Genomic DNA, 26,173 nt, shown 5'->3' with positions numbered 1-26,173 from the left:
ACCCGAATTGCTTGATTCGTGAACGATTCCTTGGAACTCTTACCGAAGCGATCGTGAAACCGTTCACTTTTGCGGGTTCACGTGTGCCCTGACCCGGGCACCCGGCACGTATGGAAAGAGGGCATTCCCACCCATGGATTGGCGACACCGTTCCGCCTGCCTCGACGAGGATCCGGAGCTGTTCTTCCCGATCGGCAACACCGGCCCCGCCATTCTCCAGATTGAGGAGTCCAAGGCGGTGTGTCGGCGCTGTGACGTGCGCGAACAGTGTCTGGCCTGGGCGCTCGAAGCTGGACAGGACCACGGCGTCTGGGGTGGCCTCAGCGAGGACGAGCGACGTGCGCTGAAGCGCCGCAACGCTCGGGCCCGCGTCCGCACTCCCGTCTGACACCGTCTGACGCCGTCTGACACCGTCCGTCTGCTCGCAGCGGCGCGGTGATCTGAACGCACCGAGAGGGCCCGAACCGTATGGTTCCGGGCCCTTTCGTTCCGGGCAACCAGGCATTTCGGTGGAGAAAACCTCGCACTTCGCGGGAGAGAATCTCGCACTTCGCGGGGCACGGCGGGCTCACTCCACCGGGATGCTGATCCCGGCGCGGGTGCCCCCGTCGAGTGAGTGGCCCAGCGTCAGGTGACCGCCGAGCTCGGACTCCACGAGCGTGCGCACGATGGACAGGCCCAGGCTGGTGGCGCTGTCGAGGTCGAAGTCCTCGGGCAGGCCGCGGCCGTCGTCCTCGACGGCGATCTCGAGGATCGCGCCGTGACGCTCGGCGCGCAGCACGATCTCGCCCGTCGCGCCCGAGTCGTAGCCGTGCTCGGCGGCGTTCTGCATGAGCTCCATCACCACCATGGCCATCGGGGTGGCGATCTCGGAGGAGAGCACGCCGAAGCTGCCCTCGCGGTGCACGGTCACCTGGGCGGACGTCGAGCCGACGTCGGTGACGAGTCGGGCGAGCCGGTCGGCGATGTCGTCGAAGGCGACCGTCTCCTCGACCGCCTGGCTGAGGATCTCGTGCACGATTGCGATCGAGCCGACCCGGCGCACCGCCTCCTCGAGCGCGCCGCGGGCCTCGCCGGAGCCGATCCGGCGCGCCTGGAGGCGCAGGAGGGCGGCCACGGTCTGCAGGTTGTTCTTGACCCGGTGGTGGATCTCGCGGATCGTCGCGTCCTTGGTGATCAGCTCGCGGTCGCGCCGGCGCAGGTCGGTCACGTCGCGCAGCAGGATCATCGCGCCGATGTGCTCGCCCTTGGGGCGCAGCGGGATCGAGCGCACGATCAGGGACACGCCGTCCCCCGGTCCCCCGGCCGAGCCCAGCTCGGTGTCGCGGTGCGCGCGTCCGCCGAGGACGGCGCTCAGCGTCTCCTCGTCGGGACGCTTCTTGGGCGGCACGAGCTCGCGGGTCAGGTCCGTCAGCAGGTGACCGGTGAGGTCGCCGGTGAGGCCGAGCTTGCGGAACACCGACAGTCCGTTGGGGCTCGCGAAGACGACCCGCCCCTCCCGGTCGACCCGCAGGAATCCGTCACCCACCCGCGGGGAGTCGGCGTGGTCACTGCGCTGGCCGGGGCTGGGGAACAGGCCGGCAGCGATCATCTCGGCCAGGTCGGAGGCGGCCTGGAGGTAGTTGATCTCGAGCAGGCTGGGGGTCCGCACGCCGAGCAGGTTGGTGTTGCGGCTGATCACGGCGATGACGGAGCCCGCGCGGCGTACCGGTATCGCCTCCACCCGCACCGGCACGTCGTCGCGCCACTCGGGGTCACCCTCCCGGGCGATCCGGCCCAGCTCCCAGGCGGAGTCGATCAGGTTCCGCCGGCCCGTGGGCAGGAACGTGCCCACGATGTCGTCGACGTACGCCGTGGGGCCGGTCGTGGGACGCATCTGGTCCCCCGCCCAGAAGCCCCCACCGTCACGGTCGGGCAGCCACACGACGAGGTCCGCGAAGGACAGATCGGCGATCACCTGCCAGTCGGCGAGCAGCAGCTGGAGCCAGGCGATGTCGTCTGGATCGAGATCGGTGTGGCGCCGGGCGACGGCGGACAACGAGGGCACGTCAGCAAACGTAACGGACCGCGGTCACGCCGCTTCACAATGTTTGGCACAATGGGCGCAGGAGTTCGGCTGACTCCATGGGGGATCGACTGTCGGGCTGGTCCGTGGAGGGTTTTTCTTTGATGGCGTCAGTGAACTGGGTGCGCCTCCAGCAGGGCCTCCGCAACGGCGAGCGCACCCCTCCCGCAGAGCACCGGTTGGCCGATCTCACGGCCGACCTGACGCGGATGCTCGGCGACCCCGACCCGCAGGTCCGCGACGGCGTCGCCTACCCGTTCCTCGCCACCTGGACCGAGCACGGCGTCTACGACGACCTGTTGACCGGCCTGGGTGACGGCATGTGCGCCGGGCTGGAGGTCGGTCTCGGCGAGCGCGACACCGACTCGGTCTTCCGACGCAGCTTCTCGGCCCTCGTGCTGGCCGAGTGCATCGACCGCGACACGCGAGTGCGGCGCCAGCCCCCGAGCCGGATCCTGCAGTGGGGCGACCGGCTGGCCGCCTGGTGGATCCGCGAGCGCGACCTGCGCGGCTTCGTCCCCGGCAAGGGCTGGGCCCATGCGGCTGCCCACGGCGCGGACGCCCTCGGCGCCCTGGCCCGGTCACCGCACTTCGGCGTCACCGAGCTGACCGTCCTGCTCGACGTCGTCGCCGACCGGGTGCTGGACGTCGACACTCCCCTGCTCGTCCACGGCGAGCCCGACCGGATCGCCCACGCCGTGATGGAGATCCTGCGCCGCAACCGGGTGCCCCTCGAGATCGTCGAGCCGTGGGTCCGACGCCTGGAGAACGGCGCGAAGGCGCGGGCACCGATCGGCGAGGACGTGCTCCCGGAGGTCGGCAACGCCCAGGCCGTCCTGCGCGCGCTCTACCTCCAGCTCACGATCTCCCCCCGGCAGCCGGCCATCCGCGCCGACCTGCTGCTGACCCTCGTCGGCTCGCTGCGCCGCGTCCACCCCGTCTTCCTCGCCTGAGATGAGTGGGCGGGGTCGTTAGGGTGCACGGGTGACCTCCACCACACCCGAGAACACCGAGAACGCCCCGGCCACCAGCTCCGACCAGTCGACCGGCCAGCTCACCGGGCACGCCGGCGAGATCGCCGTGTCGGTCGCCCGGGCCCACGGCGTCGAGACCATGTTCACGCTGTCGGGCGCCCACGTGTTCCCGATGTACGACGGAGCGGTGCGCAGCCAGCAGGACGGCGGGACGCCGGTGCGGCTGCTCGACGTACGCCACGAGCAGACGGCGGCCTTCGCCGCTGAGGCGACCGGCAAGCTGACCCGGGTGCCGGGCCTCGCGGTCCTGACGGCAGGTCCGGGCGTGACCAACGGCGTGAGCGCCATGGCCCAGGCCAAGTTCGCGGGCTCCCCCATGGTCGTCGTGGGCGGCCGGGCACCCAACAACCGCTGGGGCACGGGCGCCCTCCAGGAGATCGACCACCTGCCGATCGTCTCGCCGGTCACCAAGCACGCGGCGACCCTGATGAGCGCCGACGACGTCGCCGCCGGCTTCGATGCCGCCTTCACCTCGGCCCGCTCCTCGCACCGCGGGCCCACCTATGTCGACGTGCCCATGGACGAGTTCTTCAACGTCGGCACCGGCGCGCAGCCCGCCATCGGGTCCTACCGCGGCGCCGAGCCCGACAGCGACGCGGTCGCACGGATCGCGGGCCTCCTCGCGCGTGCCCAGCGCCCCGTGCTGGTGCTCGGGACCGACGTGTGGGCCGATCACGCCGAGGAGGCAGCCCTGCGACTCGTCGAGGAGATGCGCCTGCCCGCGATCACCAACGGCATGGGCCGCGGAGTGATCCCGGGCGGACACCCGCTGCTCGCCACCAAGGCCCGCGGGACGGCCCTCAACGGCGCCGACCTCGTGGTGGTCGTCGGCACGCCCCTGGACTTCCGGCTCGGGTACGGCGTCTTCGGCGGCAAGGACGGCGGCGAGCCGGCGAGCGTCGTGCACATCGCCGACTCCGCAGACCAGCTCTCCGGCCACGCGACCCTCGCCGCCTCGGTGTCCGGCGACCTCACCACGATCCTCGACGGCCTTCTCGAGGGGCTGGCCGGCTCCGCGCAGCCCGACCGCAGTGACTGGATCACGACCCTGCAGGACACCGCAGCGGCCGCAGGGGCCAAGGACGCCGAGCTCCTCGGAGCCGAGGCCGACCCGATCCACCCGGCACGGATCTACGGCGAGCTGGTCCCCCGGCTCGCCGAGGACGCGGTCGTGATCGGCGACGGCGGCGACTTCGTCTCGTTCGCCGGCAAGTTCGTCGAGCCGAAGCGCCCCGGCTGCTGGCTGGACCCCGGCCCCTACGGCTGCCTCGGCGCGGGCCTCGGCGCCGCGATCGCCGCCCGGGTCGCCCGACCGTCCGCGCAGGTGGCCCTCCTGCTCGGCGACGGTGCCGCAGGGTTCTCCCTGATGGACGTCGACACCCTCGTGCGCCACGACCTGCCCGTGGTGATGGTGATGGGCAACAACTCCGCCTGGGGCCTGGAGAAGGGACCCATGCAGATGCTCTACGGGTACGACGTCGCGGCGGACCTGGCCCCCCGTACGGCGTACGACCAGGTGGTCTCGGCTCTCGGCGGGGCCGGCGAGACGGTCACGGACCCGCGGCAGATCGGGCCGGCGCTGGACCGCGCCTTCGCTGCGAACGCGCCGTACCTCGTCAATGTCATCACCGACGTCAACGCGGCCTACCCCCGCGCCACGTTCGGGATCTGAGGTGGGCGAGGCAACGCTGCGGTTCACGGTCACGAACGACGACACAGCCGCCGCACTCGGGTCCGGAAGCCTGCCGGTGCTGGCCACGCCCCGCCTCCTCGCATGGTGCGAGGCAGCGACGTGCGCCGCCGTCGAGGACGACCTCCGCGACGGTGAGACGAGCGTGGGAACCCGGGTCGAGCTCGAGCACCTGGCCGCGACGCCTGTCGGCGGGACGGTCGAGATCCTCGCCCGTCCGGTGTACGCCGACGGCCGGCTCCGCCGGTTCGCGGTCTCGGCCCGCAACCTCGGCCCCGATGGCCGCCCGGGCAAGCTGGCCGGGTCGGGCGAGGTCACGCGCGTCGTCGTCGACGCCGAACGGTTCCTCGCCCGCCTCGGCGGGTAGCGCGGCTACCCGAGCTTCTTGACCACGACGGTCGACGACGGCAGCCACTGCGCACTGCCGGCGTAGGCGATCTTCACCGACGGGACCAGCAGCAGGATCTGCGCGATCGCCACCAGGGAGGGCTTGCAGCGGGCGAGTCCGTTGGCATCGGTCGTCGCGGTGCAGAGCAGCGGGTCACCGAGCAGGGCGTTCGTCCCACGGAAGGTGACCGTCGCACCCGCGATCGGGCTGCCGGTGCCGCCGGTCAGGACGGCGGTGAGCTCCCCGCCGAGCAGGACGTTGCCGAGGATCACGACCGGTCCGCCGACGAGCGTGGTCGCGCCCTTGCCGACGACGAGGGTCAGCTGCTGGGTGTCGGTGGAGTTCGACGTGCTGCCGTCGGTCACCTTCACCGTGAACGTCGCGCTGACCGGGGTGCCGTTCGGGGTGCCCGTGATGCGGCCGTCGGAGGTCAGCGACAGGCCCGTCGGCAGCTGACCGGAGGCCAGCGAGAAGGTGTACGGCGCCGATCCGCCCGTGATCGACAGCGGCACGTTGTAGGCCGCTCCGATCGAGGCCGCCGGCAGCGTGGTCGTCGTGATCTCCACCGGCGCGACGACCTCGATGCCCACCGCGAGCTCGGACGCGGTGCCCACGCCGTTCGAGGCGCGCACCGTGACCGCGTAGGAACCGACCGCACCGGAGGCCGGCGTGCCGGTCAAGGTGGCCGTGCCGTCGCCGTTGTCGACGAAGGTGACACCGCTCGGGAGCGCGCCGATGACCGACAGCGTCGCGACGGGGAACCCGGTGGCGGCGTACGTCACCGATGCGGAGAGTCCCGTCACCAGACGGACCGCCGCAGGACCGGCGACCGAGGCCGCCTCCTCGACGGTCAGCGTGGTCGTGTCGGACGCGTCCTGGCCGATGCCGTTCGTCGCACCGAAGGTGACCTGGTGGACACCTCCTGTGCCGGGCTGCGGGGTGCCCGTCACGGCGGTGCCGTTGACCGTGAGGCCGGCCGGCAGGCCGTTGGCCGTGATCACCGGGGCCGGGAACCCACCCACGGTGAGGTCGATGCTGGCGGGGGTGCCGACGCGCACCGAGGCGGAGGCCGGGGAATCGACCGAGGGCGCCTCGTTGACGGTCAGCGCGAAGGGCCAGGTGGCGTCGGGTCCGGTGCCGTTGCTGCCCTTGACGGTGATGTCGTAGGTGCCGCCGCTGGCCGGGGCCGGTGTGCCGGCCACGGTGCCCGTGCCGTTGCCGTTGTCGGTGAAGCCGACTCCGCCCGGCAGGAGGCCCGCTCTCGAGAGCGTGGCCACGGGGTGGCCGCCGACCTGCGTGAACACGTCGGGTCCGCCCGGCGTGCCGACCGTGTACGTCGACGAGGTCGGTCCGCTGAGCCGAGGCGCCTCGACGATCTCGACCTCGATCTGCGTGGTGCCGGAGCCCGCCTCGTTGGTCGCCGTCACCGTGACCACCCGCACGCCGCCGGTGCCCACGGCGGGCGTGCCCGCCAGGGTGCCGGTGCCGTCACCGTTGTCGCTGAAGGTGAGGCCGGACGGCAGGTTGGTCGCGGACAGGCTCGGCCGCGGGGAGCCGGTCGTGGTGACCGTGGCTGCCGGGTCGGCCTGGCTGCCGACCACGAGGTCGACATGGGCCGGTCCGGAGGCCGTCGGGATGACCTGGGCCCGCTCGACCGCGCCGATGTCGCACTGGGCGCCCTGCGGACGGGACGCGCCGCGCTGGTCGGTCCCGGCGCCGCAGGTCAGCCTGTCGAGCAGTGGACTGCTGGCCGACGGGAGCCGGGTCGGGGTCGGGCCGCCGTTGTCGCCGAGGACGCCGAGCTCCGGGTCCGCCGACGGAGCGACGCCGCACCCGAGGTTGCCCGGACCTGCGTGGTTGCCGCCGTTGTTGATCACCGGGCCGGTGCACGCACGCGGCGTGTTGCCGGCGAAGACGGTGCCGCTGACGCCGCCACCGGAGGGGGCACCGGCCGCGATGGCTCCGGCGCCGCCGGACGCAGCGGAGTTGTCGGTGATCGTGCTGTTGGTGATGGTCACCGGTCGGCCGACCTGCTCGATGGCACCGTAGACGGACGAGCTGGTGTTGCCGCTGATGGTGCTGCGCGCGATGGTCGTGGTGTTGGTGGCGCCGGTGCCCGTCGAGTGGACCAGGAGGGCGGATCCGCCGTACGCGTTGTTGTTCGACAGCGTGCTGGCGTCGATGTCCAGCGTGGTGGCGACGTTGGCGGTGCTGGAGCCGCTGTAGATCGCGCCGCCCAGGCCGTTGGTGGTCAGGGCCTGGTTGGCGTCGAGGAGGGTGCGGTCGACGGACAGCTTGCCGCTGTTGAAGACGCCGGCGCCACCGACCGAGGTGGCGATGTTGCCCGTGATCACGGCCCGGCTGATGGTGCCCGTCGAGTTGTCCCCGAGGATGACGCCGCCGCCGCCCGCAGCGGAGTTCTGCTCGATCCTTCCGCCGGTCACGGTCAGCGTGCCCTTGGTGAGGTTCTGGAGACCGCCACCGATGACGGCGGAGTTGTCGGCGACCACGGTGTCGATGATCGTCGCGACCGGTGCGTCGGCGAGCGCCGTCGACCCGTTCGTGAGGCCGCCGCCCTGGTAGGACGCGGCATTGTCGGAGATCTCCGAGTCGCGCACGGTGATGGCGCCGGAGCTGTAGACACCCGCACCGCTCTGCGAGGTGTTGTCGGCGATCAGGCTCTCGAGCACGGTGGTCGTGACATTCGCGGTCGCGTAGAGGGCGCCGCCCGAGGTGGGTGCCGAGTTGCCGGTCAGGTCGACGTCGGTGACCGACAGCGCCACCGGGACGGAGGCCGTCGCTGCGGCGTAGATCGCTCCGCCGTAGTTGGTGGTCGCCCGGTTCGAGGTCAGCGATCCACCGGTGAGGGTGAGGTTGGCGGTCGGGTAGACCGCACCCGCAGCGAGGGCGGTGTTGGCGTCGAAGACGAGGTTGGTGCCGGTGGCCGGCTGGTTGTTGGCCAGCGCTCCCCCGACCGCAGCGGTGTTGGCGCGGAAGACGCTGTCACTGAGGGTCAGGTTGGTGCCGTTGTGGTAGATCGCGCCGCCGATGCTGGCACCGGCCGGGGCCGTCGCCTCGTTGTTGCGGATCACGGAGTTGCGCACGGTGGTGGAGCCGACGTTGAGGATCGCGCCGCCCAGGCCGAGCGCCTTGCCGGCGCCGTCCGCGGTGTTGTTGCGCACGGTCACGCCGTCGAGGGTGAGCGAGGAGCCCGCGCTGACGTAGAAGCCGCCGCCCCAGCCGGTGTTCGGGGCGGGCGCCGTCGCCCGGTTGCCACTGACCTCGCCGCGGGTCATCGTCAGCGTCGCTGCGGCGGAGGGCCACAGGTAGGCACCCCCACCGATCGCGGACCTGCTGTTGGTGATCGAGACGTCGGTGGTGCGTACGTTGCCCGACACGATCGGGAGCGCGCCGCCGCTCTGGTAGTTGCCGGCGGTGAGCGTGAGGTTCTGCAGCTCCAGGGTGCCGGTGAGCACTGCGGCCATCGCCCAGCCCGCCGTGGTGCTGGTGCTGCCGACGAAGGTCACGCCGGGACCGGTGCCGACGATCCTGGCCGCCTTGGTGACGTAGGGCCGGTCGGCATAGGTGCCCGGAGCCACGTTGATCGTGTCCCCCGCGGCGAAGGTGCCCTTGGCCAGCGCACCCGTGACCGTGGCGCACGGCGCCGCCGCACTCAGGCAGCTCGCGGCGTTGTTGCCGCTCGGGGCGACGTACCAGGGTCCGGCGGCCTGGGCCGGCGAGGCGACCAGGACAGCACCGAGCACGGTGGTCAGTGCCAGCGAGGATGCCGCCAGCCAGGCCGTACGTCGTCGGCGTGGCGCCACCCGACGGTGGCGGGGAGCAGCGGGACGCGCGTGGCGCGGGGAAGGAGCCGACATGGGAGCCTCGGTGGTCTCTGGATCCGAGAAACGGGAGCAATCGCGCGGAGCGTAACACCGGGGTGACGTGCGTCACGCGGCTTTGGGCAAGCCCGTCCCGGCACCCGATTACCGCCCCGTGCGCCCGACCTGAGAGAATGGAGGGCAGATCGACTTCAGGAGGAACCATGGGCAAGACTGGCCGCAAGCGGCGCTCGCGCCGCAAGAAGGGCGCGAACCACGGCAAGCGCCCGAACAGCTGACCTCTCAGCGTTCGCTCGAACCCCCCGACCATCTGGTCCGGGGGGTTCGTCGCTTTTCGGTGCTCCTCTGCGCGCGGGAACCGGGTACGCATGGTCGTGGCCACGGGACGGATCGTCCCGCAGCCGTCACCGCAGCTTGAGCTGGATCTCCTGGATCTGGATGCGCACCTTCGCGCGGAGGTCGGCCGGGGCCGTCTCGCCGCAGGAACGTGCAACGACGGCCTTGACCGTGCGCTGCAGGTCGTAGCGCTCCAGGCACGGGCTGCAGGAGTCGATGTGGGCACGGACCACGGCACAGTCGCCGGCCTCGAGCTCGTTGTCGATCAGGCGCACGATCCGCTCGAGGAAGTCGGCACAGTCCGCGTTGCTCGGGTCCTCACCGTGCTGGTGGACGTGCCCGTCGCTCAGGTCGTGACCGGACATCACTTGCCTCCCTCGAGGGGTGCGTCGCCGCCGGTGCGGACGTAGTCGGAGAGCATGTCGCGCAGCTGGCGACGCCCGCGGTGGAGGCGGGACATCACGGTCCCGATGGGGGTGTCCATGATCTCGGCGATCTCCTTGTAGGCGAATCCCTCGACGTCGGCGAGGTAGACCGCGAGCCGGAACTCCTCGGGCAACCGCTGGAGAGCGGTCTTGACCTGGCTGTCGGGGAGGTGCTCGAGCGCTTCCATCTCGGCCGACTTCAGACCGGTGGAGGTGTGCGACTCGGCCCTGGCGAGCTGCCAGTCCTCGACGTCGCCGGTGTCGCCGGTCAGCGACTGCTGCGGCTGGCGCTGCTTCTTGCGGTAGGTGTTGATGAAGGTGTTCGTCAGGATCCGGTACAGCCAGGCCTTGAGGTTGGTGCCCGGCTTGAACTGGTGGAAGGCGGAGAACGCCTTCGCGAACGTCTCCTGGACGAGGTCCTCGGCGTCCGTCGGGTTGCGGGTCATCCGCATCGCGGCGCCGTAGAGCTGGTCGAGGAAGGGCAGCGCGTCGCGCTCGAAGCGGGCAGCGCGATCTTCCGGGCTCTCCGTGGCGACGTCGATCTCCTGGGGATCACCCAGGTCGGCGTCGCCCGTGCTCGGGTCGAGGGCGTGGAGGTCAGAGGTCTCGGTCATCGCGTCCCAGCGTACGGCGCCCTGCGCCCCGGGCCTCTCCAGCGTCGCGATCATGAAATGAAGAACGCCTCATGGCCCGGTCCCATTCCCCACGACCTCGCGGATGATCCACTCGAGGGTCGACTCCACGACGATCCCCATCGCCTCGTCCTCGCTGACCGGCCCCGACCTCGGGACCGCCAGGCCGTGATCGGCTCCCGGCACGACCGCGAGGTCGGTGCGCGGGGGCAACGGATCGGGGAACTCCTCGGGGCGGCCCATCGGGTCCCGCTCCCCCTGCACCACCAGGGTCGGCACGCCTGCGGCCGCGAGCTCGCCGAGCCGTGACTTCTCCGGCTTCCCGGGCGGGTGCAGCGGGAACGAGATCGCCAGGCAGCCGCGAGCGCCGAGCAGCGTCGCCTGGCGGCAGGCGGAGCGCGCCCCGGCCGAGCGCCCGCCCACGACCAGCGGCGTGCGCACGCGCAGTGCGTCCGCCGCAGCCCGCAGGCCCACGTCGAGGGTCGGCGGCGCGCTGGCGACCTTCTTGCCCGCGCGGCGCCACGGCTGCTCGAAGAGGACGACGTTGATGCCCTGCCCCGGGAGCGCCGCCGCGAGCGCGATCAGGTCCCGTGCCTCGATCCCGCCGCCGGCGCCGTGGCTGAGCAGCAGGGTCGCCAGCGGGCGACGGGCACGGTGCATGACGAGCCGGCCTTCGCCGTACGCGGTTCCGATGAGGCGTTCCTCGCTCACAGCAGCGTGCCCTGTCCGTCGTCGTGGTGGTCGGTCCCGTCGATGCCGTCGTCGGTGCCGTCGAGGTCCAGCGGCTCCACGAGCTGCGGGCCGTTGTTGGCGACATTGCCCACCGCCGTGGAGACGGGGTACGCCGTGAGGCCGGTCTGCTGCGCAGGGGTGAGCAGCGCCGACAGGTCCTCCACGGTGGCCCGGGGGTCGAGCCAGGCCGCGCGGCTGTCGCGACCCACGAGCAACGGCATCCGGTCGTGGATCTGGCCGAGTGCGTCGGTGGCCTCCGTCGTGAGGACCGTGCAGGTCCAGCGGAAGCTGCCGGGAGCGTCCTCCGGGATCGAGCGGTCGCGCCAGATCTCGTACAGACCGGCCATGGGCAGGATCGACCCGTCCTCCGGAGTGATGAAGAAGGGCTGCTTCCTCGCCTTGCCGCGAGCGGTCTTCTGCTGGGTGTCGTACCACTCGTAGTAGCCGTCGGCGGGGACGATGCAGCGCCGCGACGCGAACGCCTTGCGAAAGGCCGGCTTCTCCGCGACGGTCTCCATCCGGGCGTTGATCATCCGGCTGCCGATGCCGGCGTCCTTGGCCCACGACGGCACCAGGCCCCAGCGCAACGACCTGAGCTGACGCACGGGATCGCCCTCGCGCTCACCTGCCTCGTTGCGCACCTGGCGCTCCATCACGACGTACACCTCGTCGGTGGGGGCGACGTTCCAGGACGGCTCGATGGCCCGCTCGAGACGTGGGTCGAGGACCTCGAACTCCTCGACGATGTCCTCCGGGCTGCGGCTGGAGGCATAGCGACCGCACATGGCCTCAATCTATCCACGCGCAGGGCCGTCTGCCCGGAAGCCGGTCGGGTACCGGACCAGACATGGCCCTGAGCAGACTGATCGCCCGCCCGCTCCTCGCGTCGTACTTCCTCGCGAACGGCGCGCTCGACCTGAAGGACGCCACCACGGTGGCCAAGGAGACCGCCCCGTTGACCGACCTGATCGCGCCAGCAGTCGACAACGCCACGCCGGCCGGCGTGCCGGTGCCCCAGGACCCGGTGACCTGGGTCCGGATCTCCGGTGCCGTCCAGATCGGTGCCGCGCTGGCCCTGGCGACCGGACACCTCCCGCGGCTCTCCGCGGCCGTGCTCGGCGCATCCCTGCTGCCCTCGACGGCGGCGCACCACCGCTTCTGGGAGGAGAAGGACCCGGCGGACCGCAAGGCGCAGCTGATCCACTTCGCCAAGAACGCCTCGCTCGCCGGTGGGCTCCTCATCGCGTCCCTCGACACAGCGGGCAAGCCGGGCCTCGCGTGGCGCACCAAGCACGCCGCGCACGACGCCCGCCGCGAGGCTGCGCTCCTCGGCACCAAGGTCAAGGCTGCCGTTCACCAGTGACCCGTCGTCACTAGACTCGTGCGGGAGATGAGCACTCCTGTCCCCGCCGATCCCTGGCCCGCGCCCACCACCGCCGGTCCCGTCGATGCGACGGTGAGCCTTCCCGGCAGCAAGTCGCTCACCAACCGCGCGCTCGTCCTCGCCGCACTGGCCGAGGGTCCGTCCGTCGTACGACGTGCGCTGCGCTCGCGCGACACGTTGCTGATGGCCCAGGCCCTCGGTGCCCTCGGTGCCGTTGTGGACACCACCGGCCCGGACTGGACGGTCACTCCCCTCGGCACTGACCCGGCCGAGGCAGCCCGCGTCGACTGCGGGCTCGCCGGCACGGTGATGAGGTTCGTCCCGCCCGTGGCCGGTCTGGTGCGTGGTGACGTCGCCTTCGACGGCGACCCGCACATGCGCAACCGGCCGATCGGCGAGATCCTGACGGCGCTGCGCTCCCTGGGAGTGGACATCAGCGACGGCACCGGGGGTACGCCGGGAGCGCTGCCGTTCACGGTCCACGGCGCGGGCGAGGTGACCGGGGGCTCCGTCTCGATCGACGCGTCGGCGTCCTCCCAGTTCGTCTCTGCGCTCCTGCTGGCCGGTGCCCGCTTCGACGTCGGCCTCGAGGTGCTCCACGTCGGCGGCAAGCTCCCCTCGCTCCCCCACATCGAGATGACGGTCGCCATGCTGCGCGACCGCGGCGTCGCCGTCGACGACAGCCGCCCGCACCGCTGGACGGTCACGCCCGGTCCGATCGCGGCGTACGACGAGGCGATCGAGCCGGACCTCTCCAACGCCGCCCCGTTCCTCGCCCTCGCCGCCGTGTCGGGCGGCTCGGTGACGGTGCGGGACTGGCCGACCTCGACCACCCAGGCGGGCGACGCACTGCGCGACATCCTGTCCCGGATGGGGTGCACCGTCGAACGCACCGAGGACGGGCTCCGCGTCACCGGCCCCGAGGGCGGGCACCGCGGACTGCAGGGCATCGAGGCCGACCTGTCCGACGTGGGTGAGCTCGCGCCCGCGATCGCTGCGCTCTGTGCGCTCGCCCGGACGCCCTCCCACCTGAGCGGCATCGCCCACATCCGCGGTCACGAGACCGACCGGCTGGCTGCGCTCGCCAAGGAGCTCGGCGGACTCGGTGCCGATGTCGACGAGCGGCCCGACGGCCTGGTCCTGCGGCCCGCTCCGCTCACCGCCGGGGTCTTCCACACCTATGCCGACCACCGGATGGCCCACGCCGGAGTCATCGTCGGCGCCGCCGTGCCGGGGGTGCTGGTGGAGAACGTCGCGACCACCAGCAAGACGTTCCCCGACTTCGCAGGGTTCTGGTCCGGGCTCTTCTGATGGCGCGCTACACCGACCACGACGTCGAGCACTACGAACGTCCGCGTCGGCGTACCCGACCCCGCACGAAGGAACGTCCAGCCCACGAGGACGCCGTCGAGGGCGTCGTCACCACGGTCGACCGCGGCCGTTACACGCTGCTGGTCGGCGACAACGTCGTGATGGCGATGAAGGCCCGTCCGCTGGGGCGCAAGGGCGTGGTGACCGGCGACCGGGTCCGCGTGGTCGGCGACGTGTCCGGGGCCGACGGCTCCCTGGCCCGGATCGTCGAGGTCACACCGCGCTCCACCGTGCTGCGCCGCACCGCGGACGACGACGACCCGGTCGAGCGGGTGCTCGTCTCCAACGCCACCCAGCTCGTCGTCGTCACCGCGCTCGCCGACCCCGAACCACGTCCCCGGCTGATCGACCGCGCCCTCGTGGCGGCGTTCGACGCCAAGCTGTCCCCGCTGCTGTGCCTCACGAAGTCGGACCTGGCCGACCCCGAGGTCCTGCTGTCGACGTACCGCTCCCTGGGCGTGCCGTGGGTGGTCACCCGCCGTGGCGAGGAGCGGGAGATCCTCGGTCTCGACGAGGTGAAGCAGCGCCTGGCGGGCCAGATCAGCGTGCTGGTCGGCCACAGCGGCGTCGGCAAGTCCACCCTGGTCAACGCGCTCGTCCCCGATGCGAAGCGTCAGGTGGGCCACGTCAACGCGGTCACCGGTCGCGGTCGCCACACCTCGACCTCGGCCATCCTGCTGCCGCTGCCCGCCGACTGGGGCGAGGGCGGCTGGATCATCGACACCCCCGGCATCCGTTCCTTCGGGCTGGCCCACGTCCAGCCGGAGAACCTGATCGAGGCGTTCCCCGACCTCGACGAGATGACCGAGGTCTGCCCGCGCGGCTGCACGCACAGCGAGGCGGAGCCGGAGTGCGGGCTGGACGAGGCGATCGCAGCGGGCGAGGCCGATCCCGTGCGGGTGACGTCCTTCCGCCGGCTGCTGGCCGCGCGGTCGGTCACCGACTACTGACGCGAGTCAGCCGTCGATCTTCCAGGTGGCCTGGGCGCCTGCGTCACCGGTGAGGAACACCAGGACCGCGGTGGCGAGGGCGGCGACGACCGTGACGGCGGCGAGCGCGGTGCGGACCGTGCCGGTGCGGGTGTGGAGCCAGGCCGAGACGAAGGCGAGCAGCGCGAAGACGGTGACCGCGATGCGGAGCTGGTCGGCGTACCTCTCGTGGTCGTCCAGACGCTCGGCGAAGGTGCCGGTGGCGGCCTCGAAACGCTCCTCGCGCAGGTCGTCGCCGGAGAAGTGGGCGACCCAGATGCTGACGAGGGAGATCGCCGCGAGGACGACGAGGGGCCACCGCAGCCGGTCACGCCAGGAGGGTACGGCGTAGGCGAGCGCAGCCAGGACGGCCAGCGGGGTGAAGACCACCGCGGAGTGGACGACGAGCGGGTGCAGTGGAACGCCGTTGATCTCCATGGTTGAATCCTGCACCACCGCGCCAACCGCGGCCACACCCCGCGCCGCTAGGGTGCCGGTGTGGCCGCCTCCGACTTCACCGACGACCTGCGCCTCGCGCACCTGCTCGCCGACGACGCGGACTCGTTGACCCAGGCTCGTTTCCGGGCGCTCGACCTGCACGTGATGAGCAAGCCCGACCTGACGCCGGTCACCGATGCCGACCAGAGCGTCGAGGAGTCGATCCGGCGCACCCTGTCGAAGGCGCGCAGCCGCGACGCGATCACCGGCGAGGAGCACGGCACGTCCGGCCACTCGCAGCGGCGCTGGATCATCGACCCGATCGACGGCACCAAGAACTTCGTGCGCGGCGTCCCCGTGTGGGCCACGCTGATCTCCCTCGTCGTCGACGAGGAGGTCGTGCTCGGCGTCGTGTCGGCCCCCGCCCTCCAGCGGCGCTGGTGGGCCTCGGTCGGCCAGGGCGCCTGGACCGGCAAGTCGCTGATGAAGGCCACCCAGTGCCACGTCTCGGACGTACGCCGTCTCGAGGACGCCTCGTTCTCCTACTCCTCCATCAGCGGCTGGGAGGACCGGGGCATCGGCGAGGACCTCCTCGCCCTGATGCGCCGCGTGTGGCGCACCCGTGCGTACGGCGACTTCTGGTCCTACATGCTGCTCGCCGAGGGCGCGGTCGACATCGCCGCCGAGCCCGAGCTCGAGGTCTACGACATGGCGGCGCTCGACGTCATCGTGCGCGAGGCCGGCGGCCGCTTCACCTCCCTCGACGGCCACGACGGCCCGTGGGGCGGCAACGCGCTCGCCACCAACGGCCACCTGCACGAGGCGGCGCTGTCCTTCCTCGGCAGCCTCGTCGGCGACGAGCACGACCCCGACTGGCCGCGGACCGGTCCGGGGACCGTCTCGGACCTGCGCTCGCACCGGCTCCGGCCGGTCACCGGCACGGGCTCCGAGAACGAGGCCAGTGACGGGGACGACCCGGCCGAGTAACCTGCGTCACATGCGGATCAGCGACGTACTCCAGTCCAAGTCCTTGCAGGACGTGATCACCATCGGACCTGACGCCGGGGTGCGCGAGCTGCTCGCGACGCTCTCCGAGCACAACATCGGAGCCGTGATCGTCAGCTCGGACGGTACGACGCTCGAGGGCATCGTCTCCGAGCGTGACGTCGTCCGGACGCTGCACAGCGACGGCACCGTCATCAACAACGTGGTGTCCTCGATCATGACGACCCAGGTCCGCACCTGCTCCCCCGAGGACGCGCTCGACGACGTCATGCAAGTGATGACCGAGGGCCGCTTCCGCCACATCCCCGCGACCTCCGAGGGACGCGTCGTCGGGATCGTCAGCATCGGCGACCTGGTCAAGCACAAGATCGACCAGCTGCAGTTCGAGCGTGACCAGCTCGACTCCTACGTCCACCAGAGCTGAGGCCCGCCCGTCTCGCCCCCGCTCAGGAGGCTCGGGTCACTCGACCAACGACGGCCGGGTCGCGGCGACGACCTCGGCGACGGCGCCGAGGAACACCGGACGCCAGTGCTGGACGTCGAAGACCACCGAGGCGTGCCCGCCGGGGGCTTCGTGCACCGTCGCGTCCGGGATCGCTGCCGCCATCGCACGCTGACGTGACGTGGGGATCGCTCGGTCGCGGGCGGTGACGACGACGGCGGTCGGGACGTCGATCTCCCCCAGCCAGCCGCGGGCGTCGAAGCCGCCCAGGGTGCCCAGCACCTCCGGCATCGCCCAGGCACTGGTGCTGCGGAACTCCGCCCACGCCCAGGCCGACATCTCCTCGCCGATGACCGCCGACTCCGCCAGGGACGAGCGCACCTCCTGCACCCGCGCGCGGTAGTGCCCTCGGAAGCGGTCGTTGGCGGCGCCGAGCACCGGGTAGAACATCGCGTCGCCGAGGCTCGCCCGCCAGCAGGCGGAGGTCGAGGCCAGCACCAGCCCGGCCGTCCGGTCGCCGTGGCGGCGCCAGAACATCTGGGCCAGCGCACCGCCCATGGAGTAGCCGACAGCGATGACCTCGGGGATCGCGAGCTCGTCGAGGACCAGCGCGGCGTCGTCGACGCAGTCGTCGAGCGAGAAGCGCTCCGAGACGATGCCGCGTCCGTGCCAGCGCTGGTCGAGCATCACGATGCGGTGCTCGGCGCGCAGCTCCTCGATGGTGCTGAACCAGGTGAGGTACGACGTCGTCGCGAGCCCGTGGAAGAGCAGCAGCGTCGGCGCACCGTCGTACGGCGCACCGGTGTCGATGACGAACACCTCGCCCCGGCCCGGCAGGTCGACGTACCGGCCCTCGGGGAGGTCGGGGAGCGGAGGGAACCGCTGCGTGCGCCGGATGCCAGCACGCACCCCCACCACCGCGGCCCTCCCGCCGACCCGTGCAGCCAGGAAGGACCCCTTGAGGGCGTGCCGACCGGCGGTCTTCATCACTCGGGTGGTCACGAGATGTTCCTCTGTTCGGGGGCGGCGCCCGGAGCGGGACGCACGAGGTCGAGCTCGGCCAGCGCGTCCGGGAAGTACGACGCCAGGACGTGCACGTCGGGCAGCAGGTCCGGGCACGCGAGGAGCGAGAAGTTCATCTTCTCGACGTAGGACCAGACGGTGACGTTGAGACCGATGCCGTCGACCAGCGGGCCGACGCTGAAGAGGTCGGCGAGGCGCGCTCCCCCGACGGTGGCGGGTTCCCGGGGCCCCGGGACGTTGGACACGATCGCCGAGAAGGCGGCGGGGTGCCAGGAGGCCGCGCGCAGGCGGGAGTAGGCCCGCGCGGCGGCCGCGAAGGGGCGGGGCGGCGCGAACTGCGACCAGTCCACGAGGATCGAGGCGCCCAGCCGGCTGTGGATCTCCTTGGCGTGCGTGGTGGTCTCCGAGATCTTGCGCAGCCGCGCGACAGGGTCCTCGATGTCGGTCGCGAGCGTGGTGAAGAGGTTCGAGACCTGGTTGCCGCCGAGGCGTGGGACGGCGTCGCGCTCGTCGGTGCTGACCGGGACGCCGGCGAGCAGCGAGGACGACGGACGCTCGTCGTGATCGGCCATCCAGCGCCGCAGGGCGCCCGAGGTGGTGCCGAGCACCACGTCGTTGAGCGTGGCGCCGTCGTGCTGGCTGCGGATCCGCTTGAGCTCGGCCAGCGGCAGGGTGACGGTGGCGAACGAGCGCAAGGGAGTGAGCGCACCGTTGAAGGACACCCGGGGCGCGTGCAGCACCGGGACCGGGGAGCTGGCGCCGGCCCGGCGCGCCCGTACGACGCCGATGATCCCGCGCAGCGTGCGTCGGAGCAGCTCGGGCAGGGTCAGGACCTGGGCCGCGGCGTCGGCCCAGGCGTGGCGGACCAGGTTGAGCCGGCTGGGCAGGCGGTCGGTGGTCGCGAACTCCTCCTGCACCGGCTCGGGCGGCGCCGCGGTGCGGACATCGGTGACGTTGGCGAGCAGCGCGTTGGCGGCCGCTCCGTCGGCGAGGGCGTGGTGCATCTTGCCGACGACGGCGACCCTGCCGCCCTCCAGGCCCTCGCAGTAGTGCAGCTCCCAGAGCGGGCGGTCGCGGTGCAACGGCGTGCTGGCGATGATGCCGATCAGCTTCTCGAGCTCGCGCATGCTCCCGTCGCCACCGATCCGGTGCCGCCGGATGTGGTGGGCCACGTCGATGCGCGGCTGGGTCACCCACACCGGGTGGTTGATCCCGAAGGGCACCTCCACGACCCGACGTCGCAGCGGCGGCAGCCTCTTGAGCCGCGCGAGCATGCCCGAGACGAAGGTGTCGAAGGTGAGCGCGTCATCGGCCTCGAGCAGGGCGATCTTGAGCGTGTGCATGTGCACCGCCGGGGTCTCCATGTAGAGGAAACCCGCATCGAAGCCGGTCATCCGCTCGATGGCCGGGCGGATCGGCGGGCCGACGGGCGGGCCGACCGGTGGGCCGACCGGTGGGGTCGCAGCCTGGTTCACCGGGTCACCCCGGGCAGCTCGCGCACCATGATCTTGCCCGAGGCGTTGCGGGGCAGCGCGTCGAGGAAGACGACCTCGCGCGGGACCTTGTAGCCGGCGAGCTGGTCGCGCACGTGGGACTTGAGCTCGTCCTCGGTGGGGACGTCGCCGCCCTGACCGACCAGGGCGACGTACGCCGCCAGCCGCTGGCCGAAGGCCGCGTCCTCGACTCCGATCACGACCACCTCGCGCACCGCGGGATGGCCACCGAGGACCTTCTCCACCTCGATCGGGTAGACGTTCTCGCCACCCGACACGATCATGTCGTCGTCGCGACCGACGACGTACAGGCGCCCGTCCCCGTCGAGCCGACCCACGTCGCCGCTGACCATGTGGCCGTCGACGAACTCCTTCTCCGCGCCGGCGGTGTAGCCGTCGAAGGGCGAGGCACCGCGGACCAGGATCCGTCCCACGACGTCGGGAGCGACCTCGCGGCCGGCATCGTCGACGACCCGCACCGACGTGCCGCGCACCGGTCGGCCGGCGGTGTCGGCGGCATGGCGGAGGTCGGCCGGCTGGGCGACGCTGATCTGGCCGGCCTCGGTGGCGTTGTAGCTGTTGTGGACGACGTCGCCGAAGCGGTCCATGAAGGCGATCACCGACTGCGGACGCATCCGCGACCCGCTGGCACTGACGAAGCGCAACGTGCGCAGGGAGGCGCGGTCCAGGACCTCGTCGGGCAGGTCCATGATCCGCTCGAGCATCACCGGGACCACGCTGAGTCCGCTCGCCCCGTGCTCGTCAACGAGGGCGAGGGTCGACTCCGGGTCGAACCTGCGGCGGGTGACGACCGTGCAGGCCATCGTGGCGGCGACGACCAGCTGGCCGAAGCCCCAGGCGTGGAACATCGGCGCCACCACGACGGCGGTCTCCTCGCCGCGCCACGGGATCCGCTCCAGCATGCTGGCGAGCTCGTCGGCCCCGCCACCGCTGCGGCGCGCCCCCTTGGGGGTGCCGGTGGTGCCGGAGGTCAGCAGGACCACGCGGCCACGGGTCGCAGGGCGGGGCGGTGCCTGGCCGTCGTGGGCGGCGATCAGGCCCTCGATGCTGAGGGTGTCGGCGTCCGGGGCGACATCGGTCCACCCGAGGACCTCGACCAGGCCGTCGATCCGGTCCCGGGCGTCGGCGACGACGCCGGCGAACTCCTCGTCGTACAAGATGACGCGGGCGCCCTCACGCTCCATCACGTCGGCCAGCTGGGGACCCGAGAAGCCGGTGTTGAGCAGGAGCGCGCTGCCGCCGAGGCGGGAGTTCGCCAGGAGGGCGTCCACGAAGCCGCGGTGGTTGCGGCACAGGATCGCGACGGTCTCGATCGGACCACCGGCGACCTGGAGCAGACCCGCGGCGAGTGCGGCGGAGCGCTCCTGGAGGTCCTGCCAGGTCAGGGTGCCGAGCTCGTCGACCAGGGCCGGGCCGTGCGGACGTCGTACGGCGGCGAGGGCGAAGCTGGTCGTGGCGTTGGTGCCCTGCTCGCGCAGGATGCGGACCAGCCGGACGTACTTCACCGGGCTCATCAGCACGAGCATCCGGCTCGTGACCAGGACCTTGAACACCCACAGCTGGGTGCGCAGCTGCTGCCACATGCCCCTCACCCCCACACCGGGAAGCGTCGCTGGCCGGCCATCTCGCCGAGCGCGTCCTGCATCCGCTGGCGCACGAACGAGTCGACCTCGACGAGGTCCGGGTCGGGACCGAACTCCGCCTCGACGTCGATCGGCTCGAGCACCCGGGTGGAGATCTTGGTCGGCAGCGGGAAGTTCAGCGGCGCCGGCACCAGGCCGAACGGGAAGCCGATGCCGATCGGGAAGAGGTCGGTGCGCATCAGCTTGCGCAGGGGTGAGTACCGCCCGATCCACTCGCCGCGGGTGAGGAAGAACTGCGTCTCCTGACCGCCGATGGAGACCACCGGGACGATCGGGACGCCGGCACGCAGCGCCGTACGGACGTAGCCGGTGCGACCGTTGAAGTCGACGACATTGGCCTTCAGCGTGGGCCGGAAGGTGTCGTAGTCCCCACCGGGGAAGACGATGGTGACGCCGCCTGCGGTCAGGATCTCGTGGGCGGCCTCCCGGGTGGCGTTGACGAACCCGAACTTGCGCATCACCGGGCCTGCGACGCCGGTGAACAGCATGTCGTGGGCCAGGCAGTAGAGCGGTCGCTCGGCGCCGAAGGTCTCGGCGAAGGCCACCGCGATGATCGGGACGTCCATCGGCATCAGGCCACCGGAGTGGTTGCCGACGATCAGCGCACCGCCCTCGGGCATGAGGTCCATGTCCTGCACGCTGGAGCGGAAGTAGCCGCGCATCGCCAGCTTGAGCGCCGGCACCACCCGGGCGATGTACGACGGGTCGCGCCCGGTCAGCGCGCTCACGAGACGGCGCCCGGGTGGACCGCGCCACGGCCGTGGGGTGCCCACGCCGCCGGGTCCTGGCTGAGCCGGTCGACCACGACGGAGAGCACCAGCGGGTTGGCCACCATGCCGACGTGGCTGCTCACCACCTCGACGTTCTCGGCCGGCGGGCCGTCGGCCGCGTCACGCTCCTCGACCGTGCAGCCACGCCACGGCACGATGCCGTCGGTCTTCGACCAGACGGCCGTCAGTGGCACGGGCACCGGACCACGGAGGAGGTCGACGATCTCGCGGGCGTTCTCGGCGATGCCGTGCTTCTCGCGGGACTTCTCGAACAGTCCGGTGGCCCGGGTCCGCTCCCCCTCGGCTCGCCACGGAGAGCCGAGGCAGATGACCTGGCGCACCCGGTCGGGGTGCTCGTGCGCGAGCCAGCGGGCGAGCAGGCCGCCGAAGCTCCAGCCCACCACGCTGACCGGCTCGTCGTGCTGCGCCGAGATCTGCGCGAACCGGCGGGGCAGTCCGGTGACGATCCGGTCGGTCAGGCCGTGGTTGCTGCCGAGCTCCCAGCCGTACACCTGCCACCCGCGCTGGGCGAGGTGTCCACGAAGCCGACCGGTGAGCCGGTCGTGGGCGGCGAAGCCGGGCAGCACCAGCACCGGCCGCCCCTGCCCGAGGTCGCTCTCGGCCCGCGACACCACGTGGGCGACGGACTGGGCGGCGTCGAGGAGGCGCGAGGCGCCGTACTCGATGCTCCAGCGCGGGAGCTCCAGCAGCGTCAGGGCGCGCGAGGGCCCCTGACCGCCCGTGGAGCCGTGATCACCTTCGAAGTCGTACACGCTGCGTCCCCCATGTAGAACACGTTCTAGTTCTTGGGAGTATGACGCGCGCACGAGTCCCGCGGCAAGCGCCGTGCCTGCCGCGGGACCGAGATCACACCGGGGCCGTTCAGCCCGCCTTGAGCGGCGTCAGCGGATTGCCGGCCGGGATCTTCGCGCAGTTGTCGGTCGGCGCCTTGCCGGCGAACCGTGCACTGAGCCACCCCATGGCGTCGGGCAGCCACAGCGGCACCGACGTGAAGTGACTCAGGGCGTACTCCTTGTGGACGACCTCGGTGCCGGCCGCGCAGTACTGGCGGGCGAGGGTGCGGACGTCGCCCGCCACCATCACGCCGTCGCCCCTGCCGACCCCGGCCCTGTTGCCGAGGGTGCCCTCGAGCTCCCCGCCCGTGCCCTGCCCGATGAACATCGGGATCGTGGGGCTCGGCCGCTGACCGAGGTTCAGCTTGTTGACGGTCGCGACGAAGATCGGGATGTCGGCGGGATCGGCGTAGGCCGGCTTCGTCATCTTCTTCCACGTCAGCCCCGGGTAGGCGCCGAGCACCTGGACGATCGACGCCTTCTCCAGCTTGGCGTAGACCTTCCGGCCGTAGTCGTTGAGGTAGGGCAGCAGGTCGATGCCGTAGGCACGGGCCACACCGACGATGGCCATCGGCATGACGCCCGCCCACACGAGGCTGCCGTCGATGTACTCGAGGTTCTTCGAGGGCCGGACCAGGACGCCGCCCTCGGCGGCGCCGACGATCCGCTTGTTGATCTCCGGGGCATAGCTCGGCGCGAGCGCGGCGGCCCAGTTCGTCGCGATGGCGCCACCGGAGTAGCCGATCAGGCCGACCTTGGCGCCGGGGAGGATGCCGGTGCCGGGCGCCTTGAGCGCGGCACGCAGCGAGTCGAGGGTGACCTGGCCGTACTCCGGTCCGGCTGCGAAGTCGGCCGTCGGGCCCTGGGTGTCGGCGATGACGATCGCGTAGCCCTGCAGGAGGAAGCCGCCGACCAGCACGGTCTCGACGTGCCCGATCATCACGCCCAGGCCGATCGCGCCGGAGTAGGCCCGCGACGGGCCGTCCTCGGGGTTCAGCGAGTCGTAGAACGACTGGTAGGAGATGACCTTGCCGGTGGCACCGAGCAGCGGCTTCAGGATCGAGGTGACGCCGGCAACGGCGCGGCCGCGGGCATCGGTCGTGCGGAAGAGGATCTGGACGACCTGCAGCGGCAGCTTGATGCCGACCAGGTTGTACGGGATGGTCCGCCGCGCGAGGATCGTCCCGGGCGCGAGGTCCTTCAAGGGCCTGGTGCCGCTGTAGGTGAAGAACGGGTCCGGCGTCCCGGCCGGAGCGGCGGCGACGGCGGAGACGGGGCGTGGAGCGGCCTGCGCTCCCTGCCCGGACGGCGCGAGAAGCGCAGCGATCGTGACGAGCACCGCCACGACCGACGTACGGCGGACGAACCTGGACACCATCGGAACCACCCTCCTCGTGACGTGCGTCACGACCCTCCGCCATGATTAGTGACATACCTGTCACTTGTCAACGGTCCTGCGTCGGCACGCCGGTCGACCGGCCCGATCCCGTCCGGATTAGGCTGGCCCGATGAGCCAGAAGCCCGAGATCGACTTCGTCGACCCCACCCCGCCCACCGACCTCGTCATCACCGACCTCACCGTCGGAGACGGCGCCGAGGCCACCTCCGGCAGCACCGTCTCGGTGCACTACGTCGGCGTCGCCCTCTCCACCGGGGAGGAGTTCGACGCGTCGTACAACCGCGGTGCCCCGCTCGACTTCCGCCTCGGCATCGGCCAGGTCATCCAGGGCTGGGACACCGGTGTGCAGGGCATGAAGGTCGGCGGCCGCCGCCAGCTCGTCATCCCGCCACACCTGGGCTACGGCGACCGTGGCGCCGGCGGCGCGATCAAGGGCGGCGAGACCCTGATCTTCGTGGTGGACCTGCTCAGCGTGCGCTGAGCCACGGCCAGCATCACCAGGGCAGGTTGTCCGGGGCGTCCTTGTCGGACACCCGGGCGGCCTGCCCTTGCAGCTCCACGACGTCCCCGAGCACGAGCTGGCGACCACGCCGGAGCTCGACCTCGCCGTTGACCTGCACGAGACCGTCGGCGATGACCGGCTTCGCCTCGGCCCCCGACTCGACCAGGTTGGCCAGCTTGAGGAATTGCCCCAGTCGGATCGATTGATCGCGGATCGGGACGTCCATCGGCTCGGTCACGGGCCAAGCCTAGGCCGTCAGCCGATGAGCACCGAGATGGTGTGGATCAGCACGCCGACCAGGCCGCCGACGATGGTGCCGTTGATCCGGATGAACTGCAGGTCCCGGCCGACGTGCAGCTCGATCTTGCGGGCCGCCTCCTTGCCGTCCCAGCGCTCGATCGTGTGCCCGATCACCGCGGTCAGCTCGGCGCCGTAGCGCTCCACCGCGAAGACGGCGGCGTCTGCCGCCATCCGGTCCAGGCGCGCACGCAGGTCGGCGTCGGAGAGCAGCCGGGCCGAGCCCACCTCGACCTCGACGAGCAACCGGCGTCGTACGGCGCCGTCCGGGTCGTCGAGGGAACCGAGCAGCGCCTTGCGCAGTGCCTTCCACAGCGAGATGGCGGTGGCGATCACGGCCGGGTGGTCGAGCACCCGGTCCTTGAGCCGCTCCGCACGCTCCTGGGTCGCGGCGTTGGTGAGCAGGTCCTCGGAGAGCTGGCCGAGCATCGAGTCGAGCGCACGGCGGGCGCGGTGCTCGGGGTTGCTGCGGATCTCGCCGATCCAGCGCACCATCTCGACGTGGGCGCGGTCGATCACGAACTCGTTGAGCCGGTCCGGTGCCCACCACGGTGCGCGCTCTCCCAGGACCTCGTGCACCGTGTCCGGGTTGGCGATCAACCAGCCGTGGAGCTCCTCCAGCACCAGGTCGACCAGGCCGTGGTGGAGGTCGTCGTGGAGGGCTTCGGACAGCAGGCCACCGAGCAGCGGTGCGATCGGCTCCTCCCGGAAGCGCGGGACCAGGGCCTCGGTCACCAGTGCCTCGATGTGGTCGTCGCGCACCTTGCCCAGCGCGACCGCCGCGATCTCCGACCCCTCGGTCACCACCCGTTCGGCGTTGGCGGGCACCGCGAGCCAGGTCCCCACCCGCTCGGCGATCCCGACCCCGAGCACCCGCTCGCGGATGATGTCCTCCTGGAGGAAGTTCTCGCCGACGAACTGCTCGAGCCCCTTGCCGAGGTCGTCCTTGCGCTTGGGCACCAGTGCCGTGTGCGGGATCGGCAGTCCGAGCGGGTGCTTGAACAGCGCGGTCACCGCGAACCAGTCGGCGATCGCACCGACCATCGACGCCTCGGCGCCGGCGTTCACGAACCCCCAGAACCCGTCCTGGCCGTGGGTCGCGACGTAGACCGCCGCCGCGAGGAGCAGCAGCGAGACGGCGACGGTGCGCATCCGGCGCAGGGCGCTGCGCCGGATCGCGTCGGAGGACGGATCACCGGCGACGAGGGGAGCTGACATCCCTTCATCCTTGCGCATGACGAAGGGCGGCCCCGGACCCTGGTCGTGCGTGGGTCCGGAACCGCCCTGCTGCATCGCGAAACCCCCCAGCCGCCGCGACACCTACGTGGAGATCAACGAACGGTCGCCACAGAGGTTCCGGTGACCGTGATTGCTTGTCACGAGAACACGCAGATCTGATAATCGCCCGGCGAGCCCCGG

At 71.6% G+C, this 26,173-nt stretch carries 26 protein-coding genes; 11 read left to right on the top strand and 15 right to left on the bottom strand.

What is annotated here, in order from left to right:
- The first annotated feature begins 133 nt into the window (after nt 1–133).
- Nucleotides 134–388 carry a WhiB family transcriptional regulator gene (locus ASE01_RS23390; RefSeq protein WP_056758642.1) on the top strand — a complete coding sequence of 85 codons (255 nt, stop codon included), beginning with the start codon at nt 134–136 and terminating at the stop codon, nt 386–388.
- Nucleotides 389–568: 180 nt separating this feature from the next.
- Here ASE01_RS23390 and ASE01_RS23385 read toward each other — a convergent pair whose 3' ends face one another.
- The gene (locus ASE01_RS23385; protein WP_056758641.1) at nt 569–2,047 is read right to left on the bottom strand and encodes a sensor histidine kinase; all 1,479 of its coding nucleotides are present in this window, start codon (nt 2,045–2,047) and stop codon (nt 569–571) included.
- A 122-nt stretch (nt 2,048–2,169) separates the two neighbouring features.
- On the opposite strand from ASE01_RS23385, the gene ASE01_RS23380 reads away from it, so the two are divergent.
- Genes ASE01_RS23380 through ASE01_RS23370 form a run of 3 tightly spaced genes read left to right on the top strand, consistent with a single transcriptional unit; the run spans nt 2,170 to nt 5,156 of the window.
- Complete coding sequence (locus ASE01_RS23380) at nt 2,170–3,018, top strand: DUF2785 domain-containing protein (protein ID WP_056758638.1); 849 nt, start codon at nt 2,170–2,172, stop codon at nt 3,016–3,018.
- A 31-nt stretch (nt 3,019–3,049) separates the two neighbouring features.
- Nucleotides 3,050–4,771 (top strand): acetolactate synthase, encoded by a 1,722-nt coding sequence (locus tag ASE01_RS23375; protein ID WP_082606351.1) that lies wholly within the window; start codon nt 3,050–3,052, stop codon nt 4,769–4,771.
- Nucleotide 4,772: 1 nt separating this feature from the next.
- Nucleotides 4,773–5,156 carry a thioesterase family protein gene (locus tag ASE01_RS23370; protein WP_056758633.1) on the top strand — a complete coding sequence of 128 codons (384 nt, stop codon included), beginning with the start codon at nt 4,773–4,775 and terminating at the stop codon, nt 5,154–5,156.
- A 5-nt stretch (nt 5,157–5,161) separates the two neighbouring features.
- Here ASE01_RS23370 and ASE01_RS23365 read toward each other — a convergent pair whose 3' ends face one another.
- Nucleotides 5,162–9,055 (bottom strand): beta strand repeat-containing protein, encoded by a 3,894-nt coding sequence (locus ASE01_RS23365; protein ID WP_082606350.1) that lies wholly within the window; start codon nt 9,053–9,055, stop codon nt 5,162–5,164.
- A gap of 167 nt (nt 9,056–9,222) precedes the next feature.
- On the opposite strand from ASE01_RS23365, the gene ASE01_RS25625 reads away from it, so the two are divergent.
- Nucleotides 9,223–9,297, top strand: a complete 75-nt coding sequence (locus tag ASE01_RS25625; RefSeq protein WP_414858550.1) for a 50S ribosomal protein bL37 — start codon at nt 9,223–9,225, stop codon at nt 9,295–9,297.
- 126 nt (nt 9,298–9,423) lie between these two features.
- Here the strand turns inward: ASE01_RS25625 and rsrA are convergent, their stop codons facing one another.
- From rsrA to ASE01_RS23345, 4 genes are read right to left on the bottom strand one after another with little or no spacing between them, the layout of a single operon-like run.
- Nucleotides 9,424–9,720, bottom strand: a complete 297-nt coding sequence (rsrA, locus tag ASE01_RS23360; protein WP_056758627.1) for a mycothiol system anti-sigma-R factor — start codon at nt 9,718–9,720, stop codon at nt 9,424–9,426.
- The gene (locus ASE01_RS23355) at nt 9,720–10,448 is read right to left on the bottom strand and encodes a sigma-70 family RNA polymerase sigma factor (RefSeq protein ID WP_414858549.1); all 729 of its coding nucleotides are present in this window, start codon (nt 10,446–10,448) and stop codon (nt 9,720–9,722) included. Before ASE01_RS23355 ends, rsrA begins: the two co-directional genes overlap by 1 nt.
- Before the next feature lie 15 nt (nt 10,449–10,463).
- A complete protein-coding gene (locus ASE01_RS23350; protein WP_056758624.1) occupies nt 10,464–11,123 on the bottom strand; it encodes an alpha/beta family hydrolase in 660 nt (219 codons plus the stop codon).
- Nucleotides 11,120–11,929 carry an SOS response-associated peptidase gene (locus ASE01_RS23345; RefSeq protein WP_056758621.1) on the bottom strand — a complete coding sequence of 270 codons (810 nt, stop codon included), beginning with the start codon at nt 11,927–11,929 and terminating at the stop codon, nt 11,120–11,122. The genes ASE01_RS23350 and ASE01_RS23345 overlap by 4 nt, the downstream gene beginning before the upstream one ends.
- A 62-nt stretch (nt 11,930–11,991) precedes the next feature.
- On the opposite strand from ASE01_RS23345, the gene ASE01_RS23340 reads away from it, so the two are divergent.
- Genes ASE01_RS23340 through rsgA form a run of 3 tightly spaced genes read left to right on the top strand, consistent with a single transcriptional unit; the run spans nt 11,992 to nt 14,849 of the window.
- The gene (locus tag ASE01_RS23340) at nt 11,992–12,507 is read left to right on the top strand and encodes a DoxX family protein (protein ID WP_056758618.1); all 516 of its coding nucleotides are present in this window, start codon (nt 11,992–11,994) and stop codon (nt 12,505–12,507) included.
- Between the two features lie 27 nt (nt 12,508–12,534).
- The gene (gene aroA, locus ASE01_RS23335; RefSeq protein ID WP_056758616.1) at nt 12,535–13,839 is read left to right on the top strand and encodes a 3-phosphoshikimate 1-carboxyvinyltransferase; all 1,305 of its coding nucleotides are present in this window, start codon (nt 12,535–12,537) and stop codon (nt 13,837–13,839) included.
- The gene (gene rsgA / locus ASE01_RS23330; protein WP_056758613.1) at nt 13,839–14,849 is read left to right on the top strand and encodes a ribosome small subunit-dependent GTPase A; all 1,011 of its coding nucleotides are present in this window, start codon (nt 13,839–13,841) and stop codon (nt 14,847–14,849) included. Before aroA ends, rsgA begins: the two co-directional genes overlap by 1 nt.
- 6 nt (nt 14,850–14,855) lie before the next feature.
- On the opposite strand, the gene ASE01_RS23325 is transcribed toward rsgA, so the two are convergent.
- Nucleotides 14,856–15,305, bottom strand: coding sequence for a DUF2231 domain-containing protein (locus ASE01_RS23325; protein WP_056758610.1), 450 nt, complete (start codon nt 15,303–15,305; stop codon nt 14,856–14,858).
- Between the two features lie 60 nt (nt 15,306–15,365).
- On the opposite strand from ASE01_RS23325, the gene ASE01_RS23320 reads away from it, so the two are divergent.
- Nucleotides 15,366–16,292 (top strand): inositol monophosphatase family protein, encoded by a 927-nt coding sequence (locus ASE01_RS23320; protein ID WP_056758607.1) that lies wholly within the window; start codon nt 15,366–15,368, stop codon nt 16,290–16,292.
- Between the two features lie 10 nt (nt 16,293–16,302).
- Nucleotides 16,303–16,734, top strand: a complete 432-nt coding sequence (locus tag ASE01_RS23315; RefSeq protein ID WP_056758603.1) for a CBS domain-containing protein — start codon at nt 16,303–16,305, stop codon at nt 16,732–16,734.
- A 36-nt stretch (nt 16,735–16,770) separates the two neighbouring features.
- Here ASE01_RS23315 and ASE01_RS23310 read toward each other — a convergent pair whose 3' ends face one another.
- From ASE01_RS23310 to ASE01_RS23285, 6 genes are all read right to left on the bottom strand, one after another.
- On the bottom strand, nt 16,771–17,754 hold the full coding sequence (locus ASE01_RS23310) for an alpha/beta fold hydrolase (RefSeq protein WP_056758601.1): 984 nt from the start codon (nt 17,752–17,754) through the stop codon (nt 16,771–16,773).
- Nucleotides 17,751–19,250, bottom strand: a complete 1,500-nt coding sequence (locus ASE01_RS23305) for a wax ester/triacylglycerol synthase family O-acyltransferase (RefSeq protein WP_056758597.1) — start codon at nt 19,248–19,250, stop codon at nt 17,751–17,753. Before ASE01_RS23305 ends, ASE01_RS23310 begins: the two co-directional genes overlap by 4 nt.
- The gene (locus tag ASE01_RS23300; RefSeq protein ID WP_056758594.1) at nt 19,247–20,872 is read right to left on the bottom strand and encodes an AMP-binding protein; all 1,626 of its coding nucleotides are present in this window, start codon (nt 20,870–20,872) and stop codon (nt 19,247–19,249) included. The genes ASE01_RS23305 and ASE01_RS23300 overlap by 4 nt, the downstream gene beginning before the upstream one ends.
- 5 nt (nt 20,873–20,877) lie before the next feature.
- On the bottom strand, nt 20,878–21,660 hold the full coding sequence (locus tag ASE01_RS23295) for a lysophospholipid acyltransferase family protein (protein ID WP_056758875.1): 783 nt from the start codon (nt 21,658–21,660) through the stop codon (nt 20,878–20,880).
- Nucleotides 21,657–22,475: an alpha/beta fold hydrolase gene (locus ASE01_RS23290; RefSeq protein ID WP_056758591.1), complete on the bottom strand. Its 819-nt coding sequence runs from the start codon at nt 22,473–22,475 to the stop codon at nt 21,657–21,659. The genes ASE01_RS23295 and ASE01_RS23290 overlap by 4 nt, the downstream gene beginning before the upstream one ends.
- A gap of 109 nt (nt 22,476–22,584) precedes the next feature.
- Nucleotides 22,585–23,934, bottom strand: a complete 1,350-nt coding sequence (locus ASE01_RS23285; protein ID WP_056758588.1) for a lipase family protein — start codon at nt 23,932–23,934, stop codon at nt 22,585–22,587.
- 130 nt (nt 23,935–24,064) lie between these two features.
- Between ASE01_RS23285 and ASE01_RS23280 the strand changes: the two genes are divergently transcribed.
- On the top strand, nt 24,065–24,436 hold the full coding sequence (locus ASE01_RS23280) for an FKBP-type peptidyl-prolyl cis-trans isomerase (RefSeq protein ID WP_056758586.1): 372 nt from the start codon (nt 24,065–24,067) through the stop codon (nt 24,434–24,436).
- Nucleotides 24,437–24,449: 13 nt separating this feature from the next.
- Here ASE01_RS23280 and ASE01_RS23275 read toward each other — a convergent pair whose 3' ends face one another.
- Both ASE01_RS23275 and ASE01_RS23270 read right to left on the bottom strand, forming a co-directional pair.
- Nucleotides 24,450–24,683: an RNA-binding S4 domain-containing protein gene (locus ASE01_RS23275; RefSeq protein ID WP_200958999.1), complete on the bottom strand. Its 234-nt coding sequence runs from the start codon at nt 24,681–24,683 to the stop codon at nt 24,450–24,452.
- A gap of 29 nt (nt 24,684–24,712) precedes the next feature.
- Nucleotides 24,713–25,972, bottom strand: a complete 1,260-nt coding sequence (locus ASE01_RS23270) for a DUF445 domain-containing protein (protein WP_056758581.1) — start codon at nt 25,970–25,972, stop codon at nt 24,713–24,715.
- Between the last annotated feature and the right edge of the window lie 201 nt (nt 25,973–26,173).

Origin of the sequence: Nocardioides sp. Root190, from assembly GCF_001428565.1 — a bacterium.
Classification (GTDB): Bacteria; Actinomycetota; Actinomycetes; order Propionibacteriales; family Nocardioidaceae; genus Nocardioides.
This window is presented reverse-complemented; position numbering and strand designations above follow the sequence as displayed.

Bases quoted from the DNA above. Each gene is read 5' to 3' on its own strand.
- ASE01_RS23270 (WP_056758581.1), bottom strand. From the start codon at position 25,972: ATGTCAGCTCCCCTCGTCGCCGGTGATCCGTCCTCCGACGCGATCCGG.
- ASE01_RS23275 (WP_200958999.1), bottom strand. From the start codon at position 24,683: ATGGACGTCCCGATCCGCGATCAATCGATCCGACTGGGGCAATTCCTC.
- ASE01_RS23380 (WP_056758638.1), top strand. From the start codon at position 2,170: ATGGCGTCAGTGAACTGGGTGCGCCTCCAGCAGGGCCTCCGCAACGGC.
- ASE01_RS23355 (WP_414858549.1), bottom strand. From the start codon at position 10,448: ATGATCGCGACGCTGGAGAGGCCCGGGGCGCAGGGCGCCGTACGCTGG.
- ASE01_RS23325 (WP_056758610.1), bottom strand. From the start codon at position 15,305: ATGGAGATCAACGGCGTTCCACTGCACCCGCTCGTCGTCCACTCCGCG.
- ASE01_RS23345 (WP_056758621.1), bottom strand. From the start codon at position 11,929: ATGTGCGGTCGCTATGCCTCCAGCCGCAGCCCGGAGGACATCGTCGAG.
- ASE01_RS23365 (WP_082606350.1), bottom strand. From the start codon at position 9,055: ATGTCGGCTCCTTCCCCGCGCCACGCGCGTCCCGCTGCTCCCCGCCAC.
- ASE01_RS23300 (WP_056758594.1), bottom strand. From the start codon at position 20,872: ATGTGGCAGCAGCTGCGCACCCAGCTGTGGGTGTTCAAGGTCCTGGTC.
- rsgA (WP_056758613.1), top strand. From the start codon at position 13,839: ATGGCGCGCTACACCGACCACGACGTCGAGCACTACGAACGTCCGCGT.
- ASE01_RS23390 (WP_056758642.1), top strand. From the start codon at position 134: ATGGATTGGCGACACCGTTCCGCCTGCCTCGACGAGGATCCGGAGCTG.
- ASE01_RS23280 (WP_056758586.1), top strand. From the start codon at position 24,065: ATGAGCCAGAAGCCCGAGATCGACTTCGTCGACCCCACCCCGCCCACC.
- aroA (WP_056758616.1), top strand. From the start codon at position 12,535: ATGAGCACTCCTGTCCCCGCCGATCCCTGGCCCGCGCCCACCACCGCC.
- rsrA (WP_056758627.1), bottom strand. From the start codon at position 9,720: ATGTCCGGTCACGACCTGAGCGACGGGCACGTCCACCAGCACGGTGAG.
- ASE01_RS23315 (WP_056758603.1), top strand. From the start codon at position 16,303: ATGCGGATCAGCGACGTACTCCAGTCCAAGTCCTTGCAGGACGTGATC.
- ASE01_RS23340 (WP_056758618.1), top strand. From the start codon at position 11,992: ATGGCCCTGAGCAGACTGATCGCCCGCCCGCTCCTCGCGTCGTACTTC.
- ASE01_RS23285 (WP_056758588.1), bottom strand. From the start codon at position 23,934: ATGGTGTCCAGGTTCGTCCGCCGTACGTCGGTCGTGGCGGTGCTCGTC.